The organism is Mesorhizobium sp. WSM4935, assembly GCF_029625735.1.
GTDB lineage: Bacteria > Pseudomonadota > Alphaproteobacteria > Rhizobiales > Rhizobiaceae > Mesorhizobium.
Genome location: NZ_JARTVR010000021.1, coordinates 15487 through 31745 on the forward strand (window position 1 = coordinate 15487; position 16259 = coordinate 31745).

15 protein-coding genes and 1 tRNA gene are annotated in these 16259 nt (G+C 58.9%); 10 read left to right on the forward strand and 6 right to left on the reverse strand.

Annotated features, from left to right (window positions below):
* Positions 1-116: 116 nt before the first annotated feature.
* Positions 117-1220: a tyrosine-type recombinase/integrase gene (locus tag P9273_RS29505; RefSeq protein WP_278052007.1), complete on the forward strand. Its 1104-nt coding sequence runs from the start codon at positions 117-119 to the stop codon at positions 1218-1220.
* Positions 1221-1265: 45 nt separating this feature from the next.
* Positions 1266-1339 (forward strand) — tRNA-Gln (locus P9273_RS29510).
* On the opposite strand, the gene P9273_RS29515 is transcribed toward P9273_RS29510, so the two are convergent.
* The 3 genes from P9273_RS29515 to P9273_RS29525 all read right to left on the reverse strand — a co-directional run bounded on the left by P9273_RS29515 (position 1307) and on the right by P9273_RS29525 (position 4104).
* Positions 1307-2854, reverse strand: a complete 1548-nt coding sequence (locus tag P9273_RS29515; RefSeq protein WP_278052008.1) for a recombinase family protein — start codon at positions 2852-2854, stop codon at positions 1307-1309. The two genes, P9273_RS29510 and P9273_RS29515, sit on opposite strands and share 33 nt — an antisense overlap.
* Before the next feature lie 216 nt (positions 2855-3070).
* A complete protein-coding gene (locus tag P9273_RS29520) occupies positions 3071-3280 on the reverse strand; it encodes a hypothetical protein (RefSeq protein WP_278052009.1) in 210 nt (69 codons plus the stop codon).
* Positions 3281-3453: 173 nt separating this feature from the next.
* Positions 3454-4104, reverse strand: coding sequence for a hypothetical protein (locus tag P9273_RS29525; protein ID WP_278052010.1), 651 nt, complete (start codon positions 4102-4104; stop codon positions 3454-3456).
* Between the two features lie 119 nt (positions 4105-4223).
* Here P9273_RS29525 and P9273_RS29530 point away from each other — a divergent pair, with 119 nt between their 5' ends.
* The 4 genes from P9273_RS29530 to P9273_RS29545 all read left to right on the forward strand — a co-directional run bounded on the left by P9273_RS29530 (position 4224) and on the right by P9273_RS29545 (position 8986).
* Positions 4224-4475: a helix-turn-helix domain-containing protein gene (locus P9273_RS29530; RefSeq protein ID WP_278052011.1), complete on the forward strand. Its 252-nt coding sequence runs from the start codon at positions 4224-4226 to the stop codon at positions 4473-4475.
* An 86-nt stretch (positions 4476-4561) separates the two neighbouring features.
* Positions 4562-6262 (forward strand): hypothetical protein, encoded by a 1701-nt coding sequence (locus P9273_RS29535; RefSeq protein ID WP_278052012.1) that lies wholly within the window; start codon positions 4562-4564, stop codon positions 6260-6262.
* A 694-nt stretch (positions 6263-6956) separates the two neighbouring features.
* A complete protein-coding gene (locus P9273_RS29540; protein ID WP_278052014.1) occupies positions 6957-8003 on the forward strand; it encodes a nucleoid-associated protein in 1047 nt (348 codons plus the stop codon).
* Positions 8000-8986 carry a GTP pyrophosphokinase gene (locus P9273_RS29545; RefSeq protein WP_278052016.1) on the forward strand — a complete coding sequence of 329 codons (987 nt, stop codon included), beginning with the start codon at positions 8000-8002 and terminating at the stop codon, positions 8984-8986. Before P9273_RS29540 ends, P9273_RS29545 begins: the two co-directional genes overlap by 4 nt.
* A gap of 288 nt (positions 8987-9274) precedes the next feature.
* Here the strand turns inward: P9273_RS29545 and P9273_RS29550 are convergent, their stop codons facing one another.
* Positions 9275-9490 carry a helix-turn-helix transcriptional regulator gene (locus tag P9273_RS29550; RefSeq protein ID WP_278052017.1) on the reverse strand — a complete coding sequence of 72 codons (216 nt, stop codon included), beginning with the start codon at positions 9488-9490 and terminating at the stop codon, positions 9275-9277.
* Between the two features lie 129 nt (positions 9491-9619).
* Positions 9620-12667, reverse strand: coding sequence for a Ti-type conjugative transfer relaxase TraA (traA, locus tag P9273_RS29555; RefSeq protein WP_278052018.1), 3048 nt, complete (start codon positions 12665-12667; stop codon positions 9620-9622).
* 172 nt (positions 12668-12839) lie between these two features.
* On the opposite strand from traA, the gene P9273_RS29560 reads away from it, so the two are divergent.
* The 4 genes from P9273_RS29560 (at position 12840) to P9273_RS29575 (ending at position 15304) form a co-directional block, all read left to right on the forward strand.
* Complete coding sequence (locus tag P9273_RS29560) at positions 12840-13166, forward strand: conjugal transfer protein TraD (RefSeq protein WP_278052019.1); 327 nt, start codon at positions 12840-12842, stop codon at positions 13164-13166.
* Between the two features lies 1 nt (position 13167).
* Positions 13168-13413 (forward strand): conjugal transfer protein TraD, encoded by a 246-nt coding sequence (locus P9273_RS29565; RefSeq protein ID WP_278052020.1) that lies wholly within the window; start codon positions 13168-13170, stop codon positions 13411-13413.
* A 586-nt stretch (positions 13414-13999) separates the two neighbouring features.
* The gene (locus P9273_RS29570; protein WP_278052021.1) at positions 14000-14440 is read left to right on the forward strand and encodes a MucR family transcriptional regulator; all 441 of its coding nucleotides are present in this window, start codon (positions 14000-14002) and stop codon (positions 14438-14440) included.
* Positions 14441-14656: 216 nt separating this feature from the next.
* Positions 14657-15304: a thermonuclease family protein gene (locus tag P9273_RS29575; RefSeq protein ID WP_278052022.1), complete on the forward strand. Its 648-nt coding sequence runs from the start codon at positions 14657-14659 to the stop codon at positions 15302-15304.
* 36 nt (positions 15305-15340) lie between these two features.
* Here P9273_RS29575 and P9273_RS29580 read toward each other — a convergent pair whose 3' ends face one another.
* Positions 15341-16249, reverse strand: a complete 909-nt coding sequence (locus P9273_RS29580) for a hypothetical protein (RefSeq protein WP_278052023.1) — start codon at positions 16247-16249, stop codon at positions 15341-15343.
* Between the last annotated feature and the right edge of the window lie 10 nt (positions 16250-16259).

The window sequence follows — 16259 nt, forward strand, 5'->3', positions numbered from 1 at the left end:
GTTGAAGACGCATGTCGGGGTGTCTCCGACAAGGATCGGCAGCCTGGTGCGGTACGACGTGCGCGCGCTTGACAGGTGGCTGGACAGCCGGAACCAATCGGAACCGGCAACGGGTGATGAATGGCTGGGGTTGCTCGATGAGGGTTAAGATCACAGGGCTCAAGCGCTACAAGGACCGGCTCGGCATCGAGCGCGTCTATCACCGCAAAAGCGGGACTCCGATCGACCCTAAGCTGACCGGCCAGGCCTTGGCGGCAGAGGTCGATCGTCTCGATAAGCTCCATGCACCTAAAGCGGTCCAATCCGGCACGCTCGGCGCGTTGCTCGAAAGCTACAAGAGATCGCCCAAATTCACCGATCTCGCGCCGCGCACCCGGTCCGACTATCAAAAGTACATGGACCACTTGAAGCCAATCGCGGGTACGCCCCTGGCTTTGATCGACACCTCATTCATGGCCAAGCTGCGCGACAAGACCGTCAAGAAGCGCCGCGGCGCCTTCACCAACCATATGATGGCTATGCTCTCCTCCGCCTTCAAACACGGCAAGGAATACGGGCTGGTCACGTCCAATCCTTGCCTCGAGCTCGAAAAGGCAAAGATCGCGAAGGATCGGCGCAAAGAGAATCGCCCGTGGACGAAGATGGAACGGGTGAACGTGCTGGCTGCGGCACCGCTGCATTACAAGGTGCCGATTGCGCTCGCCCGATTCCTGGGCATGCGACGCGGCGACATCCTGCGGCTGCCGCGAATGGCTTATCGGGACGGCTATATCTCGTTCCGAGCGTCGAAGAACGGCAAGATCATGAAGCTGCCGGCGCTAGGAGAACTGCGCAAAATTTTGGACGAAGCGCTGGAGGCGTGGCCGGTTTCAGAGATCGAGGTCACGATGCTCTGCCTCAATTCGCACAGGAAACCCTGGACCGAGATGGGCTTTTCCGCGTCGATCGGGAAATTCTTCGACGATTGCGTTGCGCGCGGGCTCGCCGGCAAAGGCCTGACGATGCATGGCCTGCGCCACTCGGTGGCGACCGATCTGCGCGAACAAGGGTACCGGCTTGAGGACATCAAGAATTTCCTTGGCCAGGAAACGATCGAGATGGCGGAGCATTATTCTTCGAGCGCAGACGTATCAGGGGTCTTGATCGACATGGCGAATGTGATACAAGCCGGCTCGAAACGAGAACGGGTTTTGTCTAACTCCCGCAAGAAAAGTGTCTAACCGCTTTTCGCTCGTTCGGCCAAAGCCTTGAAATCAAAGGCTTTTTGGGGAATAGGTTAACGGTAGACCCACGGACTCTGACTCCGTTAGTCCTGGTTCGAATCCAGGTTCCCCAGCCAAACTGGATGCCCTGTGGACAACTCAGCTCCGCCGGCTTCTTCAATGACTGCCGCCGCCACCGTTTCCGCAAGCAAATCAAAAGGTTGCCTGAAAGCTGCTTGAATCTCCCCTCGGTTCCACTTGCAGTTCGACAGTACCAGATTCAGAAGCCGTTTCTTCTCGTGCGGAGGCTGACGAAGGAACAACTGGCCAGCGTTGTGAGCCAATTCCAGGAGCCGAACGCCGTCCTCCATGTATGATTCTTGCGCTTCGCCGTGGCGCTCCATATCACGCAAGAGACGCGTCTGTTCGACTCGCCACTGCGCTGACATGCGGTCAAAGAAGGCGTTGTCGATGCGCCCATCGAGTTTGTCCAGGTACATGGCTTGGAGGCGATCTTCGAGGCGCTTGTATTGCGTCTGGCACCGCTCGATCGCCTGCTCCTGGTCCCGCCGCTCATCGGCATGGCTCGTCTTGAGGGCGTCGCGTACCCAATCCAGCACCTCCTCATCGAAGTGCAGCTTGTCCAGCAACGCGGCAAACGTTTTGTCCAACACCTCCTCTCGGATATACTTGCGGCGGCAGTCGGCATAGCCGCCCCGGCCTTTGTCGGCATGGCCCGTACAATGGTAGTAGACGTATTTGGCCTTCTTGATCTCCGCCACAACAGCGCAGCCGCACTCAGCGCAGGTCATGAGGCCCGTGAAGGCAAATTCATGGCCGAAGGAATGGATCGGAGTCGCATGCCGGCCCGCCAGTACGCCTTGGACCCGTTCCCAGAGTTCGATCGACACCAGCGGATCGTGCTTGCCCTGGTGGAGCTTGCCATTCCATTGAAACAGACCCGTGTAGAGCCGGTTGCGCAGGATGGCGTGCACCGTGCTCACCGGCGCCGGATTACCGCTCTTAGGGTAAATAAGGCCTTCGCCATGCGCCGCCTTCGTCAGCGCCTTGAGCGAATACTGCCCAGTCGCATAGCGCTCGAACAACTTGGTGACAACGGGAGCCAACACTGGGTCCGGCTCGATGACCTTCTTGCCGTCCTTGCCGGTTACGTTGATGTAGCCGAGTGGCGCCTTGGAGGGCCAGATGCCCTGCTCCGCTTTTTCCATCTGCCCCTTCCGGGCCTCCTCCGAAAGGTTGTCGATGTAGTTCTTGGCCATCAGCACCTTGATGCCGTGCATGAACTTTTCCGAGGAGCGCGAGTCGCGCGATAGCACCACGCCCTCCTTGGCGAGGTGGATCTCGACATCCAATTCGTCGAGCGTCACCCAGTCCTTGAGATTGCGGTAGAGGCGATCGGTCTTCTCAACCAGGACGACTCGCACGCCGGGGTGCTTGCGCAGGTATTTGACCATTTCACCGAAGTTGGTTCGTCCGCTGCTCTTGGCGGTCTCGACATCGATGTATTCCTGGACGATGCCGAACTGCTTCTGAAGGGCGTACTCTCGCAAGAGCTTGCATTGCGCCGGAATGGAGAAGCCCTCTTTCTCCTGCTCTTTCGAGGACACGCGCGCATAAAGGAGTGCCTTCATGAAGCTGCTTGGCTTCGCGGTCTGTGCGCCTCGCCTGGTTATTGTCCCCATCTTCGCACCTTTCCAGCCAAGCAACGCCATACGAGATGGTCGTTGATGAGTCGGCGCTGCTCGCCGGAACGAGCAAAGACATCGTCCAGGGTCCGCTTTGTTATCATTGGCTGCGGCTGGGCGGTTTCGAGTGGCAAAGCCTGATGAGATTCAGGCCCGCTTTGCTCAATTCATCTTCTGCCATTCGGCAAGGATGCGGAAGAAGCCGCTGACGTTTTCCACGATCTGGCGCGCATCCTCCTTGGTCAACGCACGACCGGTTCGCGCCTCGAAGAGCTGAACCGTTTTTTCCAGCAACGCATCGTCGACGGCGCGAACGCGGGAGGACGAGGCGGCCTCGAGTTGACCAACAGCTTCTTTCCGCGTTGTTTTCATCGAACATGCCCGGATTCGGACGCACGTCGGCGGCGTCAGGGCAAGGATCGTAGAAATCTTGGCAATCTCGCATGGCCGTTATGTACGCCGTTGTCTCCTTTTCTACTCCGCCAGCGCGTACCGGCCGATTGAGCTGTAGCCTTTAGCAACGTCCCGGTTGGCGCATCTGCTTTTTAGAATTCCTGGCTCGACCCTATCCGGCGCGCAATCCGGCCAATATCGTCCAAGACCATACGGATCTGCGGCCAAGGGAACTCGTCACTGTCTTCTGAGGGTTGCCCTGCCATGAGCACAGCATCAAGCTTTGCGGCCACACCGGCAAGGGAACTAGCGTGGGTTCTGGAGAGTACCTCGAGCAGCTCCTCCGCTCGGTCGGCAGCCTGGTGTTCGGCCACCAAAGCAGCTGAGTAGCCGATCTCCCTGTCGGCGGCATCCCAGCGCGCCTGGCGAGCCGCCAAATGGGCTTCTGCCGCCGCGCGCCCCTCGGCAGCGTCGGCATCTGAGCCCAGTACCTCGCGGAGTGCTCCGATGGAATGAAGCGTCACCTCCTCGCCGTCCGCCAACTGGACGGTCACACACGGGAAGCCGACGGTCTCAACGAGCGTGCGCTCCAGGTACGCACTCTGATCGCAGAGGCGCTCGCTGGCATCGCGAGCATTGCGCCACTCTCGCCAAATCGCCAGGGTGGGATCGGAGGGGACAGCCCCTGCTGCCTCACCAGCAAGTGCGTTCCTCTCCCATCCGGCGATTGCAATCGCCGTTGCACCAAGTACCCTCCTGCGGGTGACGAAAGACAAAGGCGTGGTATTGTCGGAATCAGCCATGATCCGAGCTCCGCAACAGCTTGGTGTGGTCAGGCCGCACTGGTGTAGCAAGCACCTGTGCGGCCGCTTCGTCCCCATCACTTATGTCACTTTTTGTGACTTTTAACAAGATGAATGTCATGAAAAAGGACATATTGCCCCAACAACTGCGTGCCGCTCGGGCCTTGATTGATTGGACGAGAGAGGATCTGGCGAACGCATCGGGCCTGACCGTTCGTACACTCGCCAGAATTGAGGGCTCTCAAACGATCCCTAGGCCAGCAACACTTGAAGCGCTAACGGCGGCGTTGGAAGCAGCAGGGATCGAATTCATCCAACAGAATGGAGGAGGACCAGGCGTGCGACTTGCCCGTCGACTCGACGGCAAATGACGCCCCGCGGACATACCCATTCGGATGCGAACGTCGCCTTTTGGGTGACGACACCGTTATCGAAAGACTGCGCGGCCTAAATTTCCATGACCTCTTACGCGCACAAGACGATTGCAGAAACGATCCTGGCCGCCGATCGCGTGCCCGATGATGCGGGCGCGTTCGACAAATGGATTCGCGCCGGGCGACATCTGGACGACCTGCAGGCAAACGCCAGAAGCGACGAACTCATCATCTACGCATCAGGGCCCTATAGCTTCGTCTACAGCATAGCGGTTCCAGCCGACGCCCTCGCGGCCGACGGACCCGAGGCTTTGCTTCACTGGGACGCCAATCCGTACACAAGCATTGCGAGCTACGCGTCGGGTGGCGGGCGCGATACGATGTGGATCGAGCGCGAAAATCACCGGGGATCGCCGGCCTTGGATGCCGGCATCGATCTCATTTTTGGGCGCACCTTCGAAGGCTGGTCCGGCCCGGGGCGGACCTACTTCGAAGCCAATCAGGAATACACGCATCTTTCCGGTATTCACTGGCGTTCCGAGCGCAGCGCGTATTGTCGGTTCGATCGCAATGGCGATCTTGCCGATATTGTTTCTATCACGGTGGAGCATAAGAAGCGCAATGACTTAAGCTTGGTAACGTTCAGTTGGTCGGATCTTGAGGAATATCTGGCAATCGCTGGGTATGTGCTCGTGCGCATGTTCGATTTCACGCTGCTCCGTTACGGCGGGTTTAGCGGCTGGAGTGACGGTCCTGAGGAGGTTGTGCGCGTCTCAGACGATTTCCTGTACCGACAGAAGGCCCAAGCCGGCGCTGCTTATACGCGCGGCGTTCAGATTATCCGGCCGCGCGATGCCCGCACCGTCAGCGAGAATGTGTCCGGCCGGTGGTTCGGAAGCTCCGAGCGCGATTATGTTAGCTTCATCGCGCAGGACTGGCGAAATAACAAGATCGCGGAGATTTCAACGGACCCCGCCGCCACGACCAACTATTTTGAAGCGGGCGGAAATGATATGCCCTACGAGTTGTCCCCGGCGTTCTTCCGGCCGGAGGTCTTGTCGAAGTACAAGACCGACCGCGAAAAATATACGGTTCACGAGCGGGACATCGATTGCCGCACATCGTGGACGCTACGCGGCTACGACGTCAACGACGCCGGGCAAGTGTTCGCCTACATCTGTTATCTGCGCAACCTGCCCTTCAACGAGCAACTCCATTGGAAATCCTTCAATGAGCCGCCGAAAGCGAGCATTTCCGAACGCGCCTACATCAACGACTTCAAGGGCGAGTACGTCACGTTCCGGCATCCGCGCGCGGAAACGCTTTCCATCCTTGCGCGCTGGCGAGAAAGTGAGGTTGGATGGTGGACGCTGCGTGACGAGGATCTCCTAGATCGCGCCAATCCTCCGATCTCGTCCAGCAAGGACGAGTGGGCTGAGGCTATCATGGATCTATCGAAGCTCGTCGTCGAAGGCTTCGATACGAAGTCCCTCCGATCTGCGTTGGATAAGGTATCGGAACCCTACACGCGCGAAGAGAAGAGCATCGCCCTGCTGGAAAAGCTCGTCGCTCTGAAAAGTCCCGATGGAGGTTCCGTGCTTCTCGAAGGGCTTCGCGCAGTTCAGTACATCCGTTCGAAGGTGAAGGGGCATTCCGGCAGTTCTGAGGGGAAAGCCATCGTCCAAGATGTGCTTACCCAGCATGGAACCTATGCGGAGCATTTCAAGCAGCTTTGCGCGCTCATCGTCTACGATCTTCGGCGCATCGAATCTGCCTTGAGCTAATAAACCAACCGCCTGCTTCTTTGACTTTCAGTCCGCTTAGCCGCCGAAACGACGATCTGGTTGGGCTCCCTCTTTCTCTGGATGCACTGTCGACCTGTTCGGTCAATAGCTTCACGAGATAGGATAACAACGTCTCCTTGCCATTGCTTCACGTTCATGCCCGGCGCGAACGTTCGGTTGTTGAGAAGTCCGCCGCAAAATCCCGGGGTTAGTCATCCGGGGAAAGGAAAGCACCCCGGTCTGGCACGTCTGCCCCGGTCGACCTCAGTGCATCCTTCTACCCGCATGGATGTCCCCTGCCTGCTAGTAGTCACCGGGAGCTAACGCAATCGGTCCACCGTGGTCAGCTTCCTTGTGGGCATGCCAAGATCCAGAACACGGTGCGGCATCTCGGTGTCTATATTGGGGACGCTGCTCCTTGGGTCATCCGCAGCGTGTGTATGACCGTTCCGCGCTACGGTCTTATTGTGCCGCGGATCGATCGAGTGCGGGTCCGACCGGTGTCGACGCCGCAGTTCAGCGCCATCAGGGCGGACCTCCCTACGATTCCCCCGTCAGAATTTCACGACGGAGGCGTTGTGTTCGCGCTTTGTTCTGATATCCTTCTTTAACCCGCTCAGAATAACATTCTTCGATATTTTCGAAGGGGGATCGAGTTTTGCTTGTAGAGAATCTTTCTATTGGCCGAGTCGTTATGCATGAGGTATTCCAGAGGAAAGACGGGCCCAATGTAGTGCCGCCATCGTACGGCAAGGAGCTCGAAGTACTGGATGCCAAGGCGATCAGTCATTTTGGGATGCGTATCACTGACGCGCTCTCCGCGCAGTCCAAAAGCATAGAGATGCAGATAGTGAAGACCAATGACGCGAGCGTGGTTGGAACTGCTCGACGTCTTGTGCTCGCACCCGACTCCGATTTTCCAAACATCTCCAATCACATGGCCGATGCCCTCGCTGACGCACAGAAATCACGAGGGATTCCCGGCGGGATGCTTCTGGTCTTCGATGGAAAAGTCGGAGGTGACGGAAAGCCTTTCTTAGGCGTGATTAAAGCGGAGATGCAGTCCGGCTTTCAACGCCGGCTCGCTGCTGCAAAAATTGTAACCGAATTTCTCGAGAACATCTTTCTTACGCCAGCCACCAGGCTTTACAAGCTTGCTCTGTTCATCTCTGAAGATGTCGCCGTCACGGCGAGCACAAGTTGGCGATGCTTCGTATTTGACAGCAACATCACCGCCGCCCGCCGAGAGAACGCGGCCGTATATTTCTACGATGGTTTTCTCGGCTGCGCCTTTCCTGAAAGCGGGAAATACGAAACCGCGAAGTTCTTCGACCTCACGAAGGAATTCGTTCGCACATCAGTAAGCGACCGAGATCTCCGAAGGGACCTGGGCGACGCGCTGTTCGCGTTTGTTAAGGTAGATCAGGCCCCCACCTTCACCTCGCAACAGTTCGGCGACACGTATCTGCCACCCGAATTGCGCGACCCATTCAACAGGTTCCTCGAGGCCAAGAAATTCCCGACCGATAGAGCCGTGGTTCGGGACATTAGCGAGATGGGGGGTAGGCTGCGGCGCCGGAAGTACAAGTTTGGTCCAGACATCGAATTCTCGGCGTCCCCGGACGCGATACGCAATGGTACCGTGACAATCGAGGATGTCCCGCCAGGCGATGTTTCCGATAGCGAGGCTGCAAGTTGGACCAGGATCACGGTCCGCAGGCCAGTCACCGAACAACTATGACGACCGAGCTCGAGATCCTGCGGCGCTGGGAGGCGGAGCAGCAGTACTACGATGCCTGGGGCAGGTTCATCGTCCACGCGGTCATCGACGGGCTCTCGACCCAGGTGGAGGCGCCGGATCTGTTCTTGCGCCTTCCGGTTAAGCACAGGCTGAAGGAGAACAAGTCGCTTATCCAGAAGGCACTCTATCGCGGCAAGGGCTATGCAAGCCCGTATGATGATATCGAGGACAAGGTGGGAATCCGGTTCGTCGTGCTCACCTCAGACGAAATACCCATAGTCGAGAAGACGATCACCGAATTCGGTGACAAATACTGGTTCTGGGAAAAGGCCCGGGACTTCGCCGAGGAGCGAGCCCGCAAGCCTTGGGAGTTCGGCTATCAGTCGGTCCACTACGTGGTTCGGGCAAAAGCGGGGATCGTCTTCGAGGGCGTTCCTATGCCGCTGGACATTCCGTGCGAGATCCAGGTCCGCACGCTGCTGCAGCATGCTTTCAGCGAAGTCACCCACGACACAATCTACAAGCCGAGCGTTAAATCGACGCCTGAGATGATGCGGGCTGCGGCAAAGGCGATGGCGTTGATCGAAGCGACTGACGACTACTTCCGTCAAGTCGGAAACCTCATCGACGCATCGGTCAAGAGCGTCAAAGCGCTGATCGACGCCTTGTCCGTGTACTACCGAGACAAGATCGGCGTAGAAGCGACTGTTACCACTCTCGACGGCGAGCTGATCGAGGCGTACCTGCCACTGGCCGGCGAGAACTCAATCGAAGACATCCTCCTTTGGCTGAACACTAAGGATTTCATCATGGAGCGCATCAAGGGTCGACTAGAAGACCAGACCCTATTCGCGTTGCCCTCAATCTTGTTGCTCTACTTCGTGGTGGGTAATTTCCCGAGCATAGCCACCTCGCCCGGTTTACTGACCGATGAGGAACTCGCGCCGATATACTCCGACCTTGGCTTGGCCCTTCCGCAGTAGGCCACAAGCAATCAGAGGCGTCTGTGCTGATGAGTCGATGAGTCGCGCATTTCCCCTGAGAAACGCTACGCTTGAAGGAGTTTTGTCAATAGAAGCTCACCAAGCGTGGACATTGACGGGTGCCCGCTACCTTGGTCCTCAAATTTGACGGCGAATGACCGCAAGGCCGCCTGCTTATAGCAAATCCCGTCCGAAACCCGCTTGGCCGATAACGGCCCCTTTTTCAGTCACTGAACTTGCTAAGAGAGACGTGCTCATCGGCGGCAGGAACGTGCCATTTGACCGCCCTTAGTCGCTGTTTTTTTGACTCACTTTGGTACGCCAGGAGACAGGATCAGCGACCCACCGATTGATATCGCATTCTCGCCATCCCGCACCATTCATGCTGATCTTGATCTGAGCCGGGAACGTGCCTTCGGCGATTTTGCGGTACATCGTTGAGCGGGACAAACCGGTCCGCGCGAGGACGGTCCTGAGGCGAATGATACGATCCGGTTCAGGCATGGGCTGGCTTGCCTTTCGCTGAGAGCATTGACACTTGCTGGATCCAGACAGGACAACCCGAGGCTCGCGCGCAATCAGATTTGTCTTCTCATCGATCTGGGGCGTGGGAACGGCGGCAAATCGGAGGGTTTAGATTCCTATGCCACGCCCTCTGCCAATCCCGTGGTTGAACGCGAGTTCCACACCAAGGCGGCGGCCGGACTCGACCTCGATGCCAAGCGCCTTCTTATGATTGGCAAGCAGGGATTCAAGCTGCGGATCGCGTTCAAGGCTTTTGGCCATGTCGGACATGGCCGAGCGGGTTGACTTGTAGCCGGACATATCGCCGGCCTGATATTGCTCCTGGCTTGTCCGGTCGAGCTTTTGCCAGCGTTCAACGAAACGGTCGCCGCGCCGGATCGGATCGGCTTCCAGTCCGGTGCGAATCTCTGTTTCAAGCTGAAGAGCGAGCACGATGCGGTTGACGCGGCCGGCGGCCGCCTCACGAACCATCTCGGGATTCTTGACATAGGCCGCTTCGGCATCGCGCCAGCCATGAGGCCGAACCTTCTCGAAAGCGTCGCGCGCCTCTCTCAATTCCCGCATCTGCTGAGGAGTCCCCTGCCCGTCCGCATTTCCGGTGCGGATAACAGCGTCGAGCGCGCGCGCGTGACGCACGAGCGCCTTCGTGCGAGCGCTGCGCAACGCGGCTTCCGGGTCCACCGGCAAATCCGTTTCGCGCTGTGCTCCCCTGGCGGAACCTCCTCTTCCAGGCGTGCGGCCGGCATCTCCGTTTTGCGCTCCACCGTCTCCTCTTCCCGGGCTGCGCCCACGGTCTTGACCGGACATTGCGTCTGCGGGCGAGCGCAACCCGTGGAGCAGCTCGCCAATCCTGTCGCGCAGCTTGTCCGGAACGATCCGGCGCACGATCTCGACCATGCGCTGTCCGAAGCTGATCCCGCGCCGCTCGGCATAGCTTTGCGCCGGGTTGATCTGATCGTAATCCGACGCCATGTCCTTGGCTCGGTCGCGTGACAGCGTCCGGACGAGCCGGTCTCGTGTGGCAAAGTCGTCGCTGCCGTAATGTAGTTCCAGCCCGTCTCGATGACGCGACAGGGCAACGTAGCTGCCATGCGCATCCATGCCTGGCGTCGCCAGCACATGCGTGCGGTCGACTGTCATGCCCTGCGCCTTGTGAATGGTCGCGGCATAGCCGTGGTCGATGTGGGCATAGTCCTTCAGGTCGAAGCGCACGGAACGGCCGTCGTCGGTTTGAACCGTCATCCTCTGGGCGCTGACCGCCTCGATCACGCCGAGCGTGCCGTTCTTGACGCCGAGCCCGCGCTCGTTTCGTAGGAACATGATCCGGTCGCGGCGTGCGAAGCTCCTCGACCCGTATTCCACATCGACGCGAACCTCGTCGCCGAGATCTCCGGCAGCGCGCATGCGCTCGCGCGCTGCCTCGTTGAGCGCGCGCACTTCGTCGTTTGTGTGGGTGAGAATGATCCGGCTTGCTTCAGGCTCTGTCTGCCTGTCGCGATCCCAGCGCTCGACAAGATCGCTGCGCGCCTCATCGCGCGACACAGCCTGGTGCACCATGCCTTGTGCTTCATAGGCGCCGATCGCAGCGCCGATCCTGCCGCTTGCCAGATCGCGCGTGGCGTCACGCTGCCAGTCCTCGCGCTGCCGACGCACCTGACCGATCTCGACGCCGCCGTAGCGTTCGTGGATCGAACGGAATGCGGCGCCGGCTTCAATCGCCTGCAGCTGCTGCGGATCACCGACCAGCACGACCTTCGCGCCAGCGTCCGCGGCATGGGAGAGCACGCGCTCCAATTGGCGCGTGCCGACCATCCCTGCCTCGTCGATCACCAGGACATCGCGAGCGCTGAGCACATCGCGGCCCTGTCCCCAGCTGTGCTCCATGCCGGCAATGGTGCGCGACGAGATGCCGGAACCGCTTTCGAGATTCTCGGCCGCGATACCGGAAAGTGCTGCGCCTCGAACCTCGTAACCTGCTGCTGCCCATGCCTGGCGCGCGACACCCAGCATGGCGCTCTTGCCCGTGCCGGCAAAACCGACAACGATACCAAGGCCGCGGCCGTCCGTGATGTGCTCCAATGCATCGGTCTGCTCGCCTGACAGAACGAGACCACGCTGCCTGGCATGCGCCACAGCCGTCGCACGAACCGGCTCACTCACCGCATGCTGTCCCTCTGCAGCCATGCGTTCCGCCGCACGATACAGGCGCTGTTCTGTCTCGATCATTTGCCGCGTGGTGAAGCGATCTTCTCCGCGTCCATCCTTGCCGAGTTCGACAAGGTCGGGCGCTTTGCTGATGGCACCCATCACCGCGTTGAAGTGCTCCAGTCCGTCGCTGTGCCGATGCGAGAACTTCGCGATGTCCTTTCGGGTAAAGGTCGATTGCTGATGCGTGATCGCATCCAGTGCCATGGATGGATCCGCGATGATGCGCGCGCCATTGTTACGCGCCATCTCTCGGTGCAGTTCGGCCCGATCAGCTTCGATGCCGACAGTTTCAAGGCCACTACGCTCAATGCGTTGAGCCGGCGCGCCAATCTGGGTTTGCGGCTCCAACGCAATGCCCTGCGCTTCCAGGCTGCGATGATCGATGCGTGCGTCTATGTCGAGTTCGGCCAGGCGTTCGTTGACAAAGTCCGCCCATCGCTCGCGCCAACGCTCGACCATCTGGGTAGCATTCCAGTCTCGAACCTTCGCGCCAAAACCATTCTCATCGACCGAGCGCATGGTGAGCATGACATGGGCGTGCGGTTTGGGGCTGTCATCGTCCGCCCGGTCCCAATGCACATTGAGATCAGCGACCATGCCCTTGCTGACAAACTCGGCCTGGACGAAGTCGCGCGCCAGTTCGATGCCTTGCGCCTGGCTCAGTTCACGCGGCAGGGCAAACTCCACCTCTCGAGCAAGCTGCGCATCCTTCCTCACCTCGAAGGCCTCTACATCATTCCAGAGCCGTTCGCGGTCGCTCCAAGCATCTGGCGCATTGTCCGGCAGCATCACCTCGGAATGGACCACGCCGCGCTTTGCCGAGAAGTCATGGCTTCGATCAATGCGCTCGTCGCCCAGCCGCGAGGCCGAGCGGTAGGCAGCAGACGCAACCGCGCTGCTCCCTGCCTTGCGGCCAATGACCTTGACGTGAAGATGATAGATCGCCATCGCGACCAGATCATTTGCACGTCAAAGCGAACGTCGGCACGACGTATAAGCGCGCCCTCCCTCGAAAAATTCTCGGGATGGACCAGCCCGTCCCGGGCTGTCTCGGCAACTCTGAAGCCTTCCGGCAGACGCTCCTCTATCATCCTCCGATCGACAACCGATGGAGACAGCCATGCGCAAACCACGTGACTTCGACGCCGAACTTCGTGCCCTGGAAGAAAAGGCGCGAGAGCTCAAAATGCGGAAGGTACAGCAGCTCGGTGAACTGGTGATCGCCACCGGCGCCGATGCACTCAGCACCGACGAACTGGCCGGTGCGTTGGTCGCAATCGCCGAGACGAAGGACGCCGCAAGGCGTGAGGCATGGGCTAAGCGTGGGGTGACGTTTTTCGAGAGCAGGTCCCGTCGAACTGCTCCGGCATCTGAAAGCAACCGGCGTAGCGCTCCAGCGCAACCAGGCAGCGCGCAATCGCCGTCAGGCAGCGCGGGCTCGCAATGACATGCGCACCTGGGAAGTCCAGCGTCGCAAACGTACCCGACATTTGATCGAGCTCGGTGGTCTCGTCGTCAAGGCAGGCATTGCCGAACTGACGAATGACGATCGCGCCATAATCTACGGCGCGATGCTCTGGATCGCCGCGAAGCTACAGAGCCATGAAGGCGAGCATGCCCGGAGCCTTTGGTCCGCGAAGGGAAGGCAGGCGTTCGACGCGGAATGGCATGACCAAAAGAGCCAGCCAACATAGCGACTTGGCGAGCGTCAGCAATGGCAAAGCGGTCTAGTTGGTGACAACCGTCTAACAACTGATTCGGTGTGAAGTTAGTTTTTCACACTGACCCTATGAGTGACTTCTAAGTCCAGCAGCCGAGCTAGTTGCGGAGGTAGCTCTTGGCGCCACTGTCCGTGATGCAAAAGTGCCCTCCCCGCGGTCCAACACAAAAATGGCCGGCCCGACAAGAGCACTCCTCGGGTATGTTGACTGGCGACATTTCCGTTTGCTGGCTGCCAACGAGCCCTGCGCTACCACCCAGATAGGCAGAGCAGTTTTTCTTGCTCGCGCTTACCGAACCATCATTACAGACGAAAGTGCTGCCCTGGCACCTTGATATTCCGCCCTTATGTCCGCTGCACGGCGTATTTGTTGCTGATGCCGACGGAGATAAAACCAGAACAACGCAACCAGTTAATATCGTTGACCTTCTCAATCCCAACCCACGTTATTTGAGATTTTCGTTCACACGAAAGCATGAATATCCTCATGTCTGCAAGGCCTAGAATTTTCTGTCGGAACGGCTATCAACAGGACCATTGAAGTCAGCAAAGGATATACCATGTCTTCAGAGAATGACGCGGCCCATCTAATCGAGCTTACCGCCGATATCGTCTCCGCCTACGTCAGCAAGAACGCTGTTCCAGTTGCCTCCCTGCCCGAGCTGATTGAGAGCGTAAACTTATCGCTTTCCACAATTAAGCAACCTGTCGAACCAGAAGCCCCGCCCCAAAACCCCGCGGTCAATCCTAAGCGTTCGGTGTTTTCCGACTACATCATCTGCTTAGAAGATGGAAAAAAGTTCAAATCGCTGAAGCGGCATTTGGCTACCCATTTTGGTCTAACGCCGGACGAATACCGGGAAAAATGGGGACTGCCACGTGACTACCCGATGGTTGCCCCCACCTACTCAGAAAGCCGTTCGAGTCTCGCCAAAGCGCTCGGTCTTGGCCGCAAGACAACTACAAAGAAGGCGTCGGTCAAGAGAGGACGGGGACGCTAGTGCGTGATTTCTAGTGGGGAGAGCTAGCATTTGAGGGACGACCGGCAATCACACCGGCATCGGTCGCGCTTAAGTCGTGAACGCCGAAGCTCAGTTGTCCGCGCTCCCCGCAGCCGGACCATTGCGATCGTATCGCTAGCAATCGCTGGCCTTGGAGCTTCAGCCTATACCGTCTTTTCCCTCAATGGTGGCAGCCGCGGCGAACTTGGAGCGGCCGTGGCCAACTGGACTGCCGTCAACCCACCGCCCATCACGGGCACGGCGTCAGTCGTGGACGGCGACACCATCGAAATCCACGGTCAGCGCATCCGCTTCAACGGGATTGACGCGCCAGAAAGCCGTCAGCTCTGCAAAGATGCCACCGGCGCGGACTATCCATGTGGGCGTCGATCGGCCGAGGCCCTCGACACATTTCTGGCCGCCTCTCGACCGGTACACTGTGCCTTCATCGCATGGGACAGGTATCACCGCTTCGTGGGCGATTGTCGCCGCGCAGACGGCGCCAGCGTGGCGTCTTGGATGGTTGAGCACGGCCAGGCTCTTGATTGGCCCCGATACAGCCACGGCGCATACGCGGAGCTGCAGGCGCAAGCAAAGTCGGCCAAGATGGGAATCTGGACTGGCGAATTCGAGGCGCCATGGGATTGGCGCGCCGGCCATTCGGATGATCGAAAGCCGCCGACGAACAATAAGATCGGCCTGATCAGCCAAGGCAAGATAGCGCAGAACTACTCTTGCCAGCCTCGGCGCTATTGCTCGCAAATCTCGTCCTGCGAGGAAGCGCATTGGTACCTGAACAACTGCTCATGGGGTGGCAAGCTCGACCGAGACGGCGATGGCGTACCCTGCGAGGGCCTCTGCTAGTTCGCTGCGAAGGTGAACCTTCCTACGTATAAAGGTTCAGGCTCTGGACGTTAGGCTGCGCTGCCCCACCGAGTACAGTGTCGCTCGGTGCGAGGCGTGCACTCGGGAGAGCGCTGAGATTGCCTGGCAGAACGGCTGACTGACATTCGTTTTCGAGAACTCGACGAGCTCATTCAATCCGTTCGCGCTGGATAGTCGCAATGCCTCATATCGGCAGATCGGAATCTGCCGATTGTTTTTGAACCGCCTGTCCGGGCCGCCGCTCTTGTTGGGATGCGCCCAAGTATGCCCCACCACCTGAGCATCAGATGGTACTTGGCCAGCCTCAATGAAATTGCTCGGTGCAAATTGGGTTCGAAGATCGCCATAGCCGATGGCGCCGTACCGATTTCCGTCTTTCACTAGGACAAGGTCCGGCATGAAATAGAGCACCTGCCGGCCGACGTGAATCGAAGGCGGCGTGACGTTGCTGCGGACAACTTGCGGCAACGTGCTTGCAAGTATCGTGGGCTTTTTGTCGACCAGCATGCTGGCGCCGGCGTTGCGCTTCCAAGTCGTCAAATCCTCGATCTTACCTCCCGCCGCAACGTGCCACTTTCCCGCGCAACCAGTTAGCGTTTCGAAGGCGGCCACCAGCCTGCCATAGGCAGTCTCGGCGTCCTGTTCCAGATCGTAGTAAAGCACCGTCACCCGGCGATAGCCGTCAAACCATTTGCCGATCAACATGCCGGGTAAGAGGGCGGCTACTCCCACCACCGGCCCGGCCCCCCCGATTGCCTTTCCGACAAGGAAACCCACGATGCCGAACAAGACCGCCAGGATCACCGAGAGCCGCGTCTGCGACTGTCTGGCGTTGATTTCGTCCAGCACTTCGGCTGAAGTCTCATCGCGCATGTCCATCACGTCGCCGGACTCGATCTCCCTCATCACGACGCCATCGGCCACGTATTCCGGC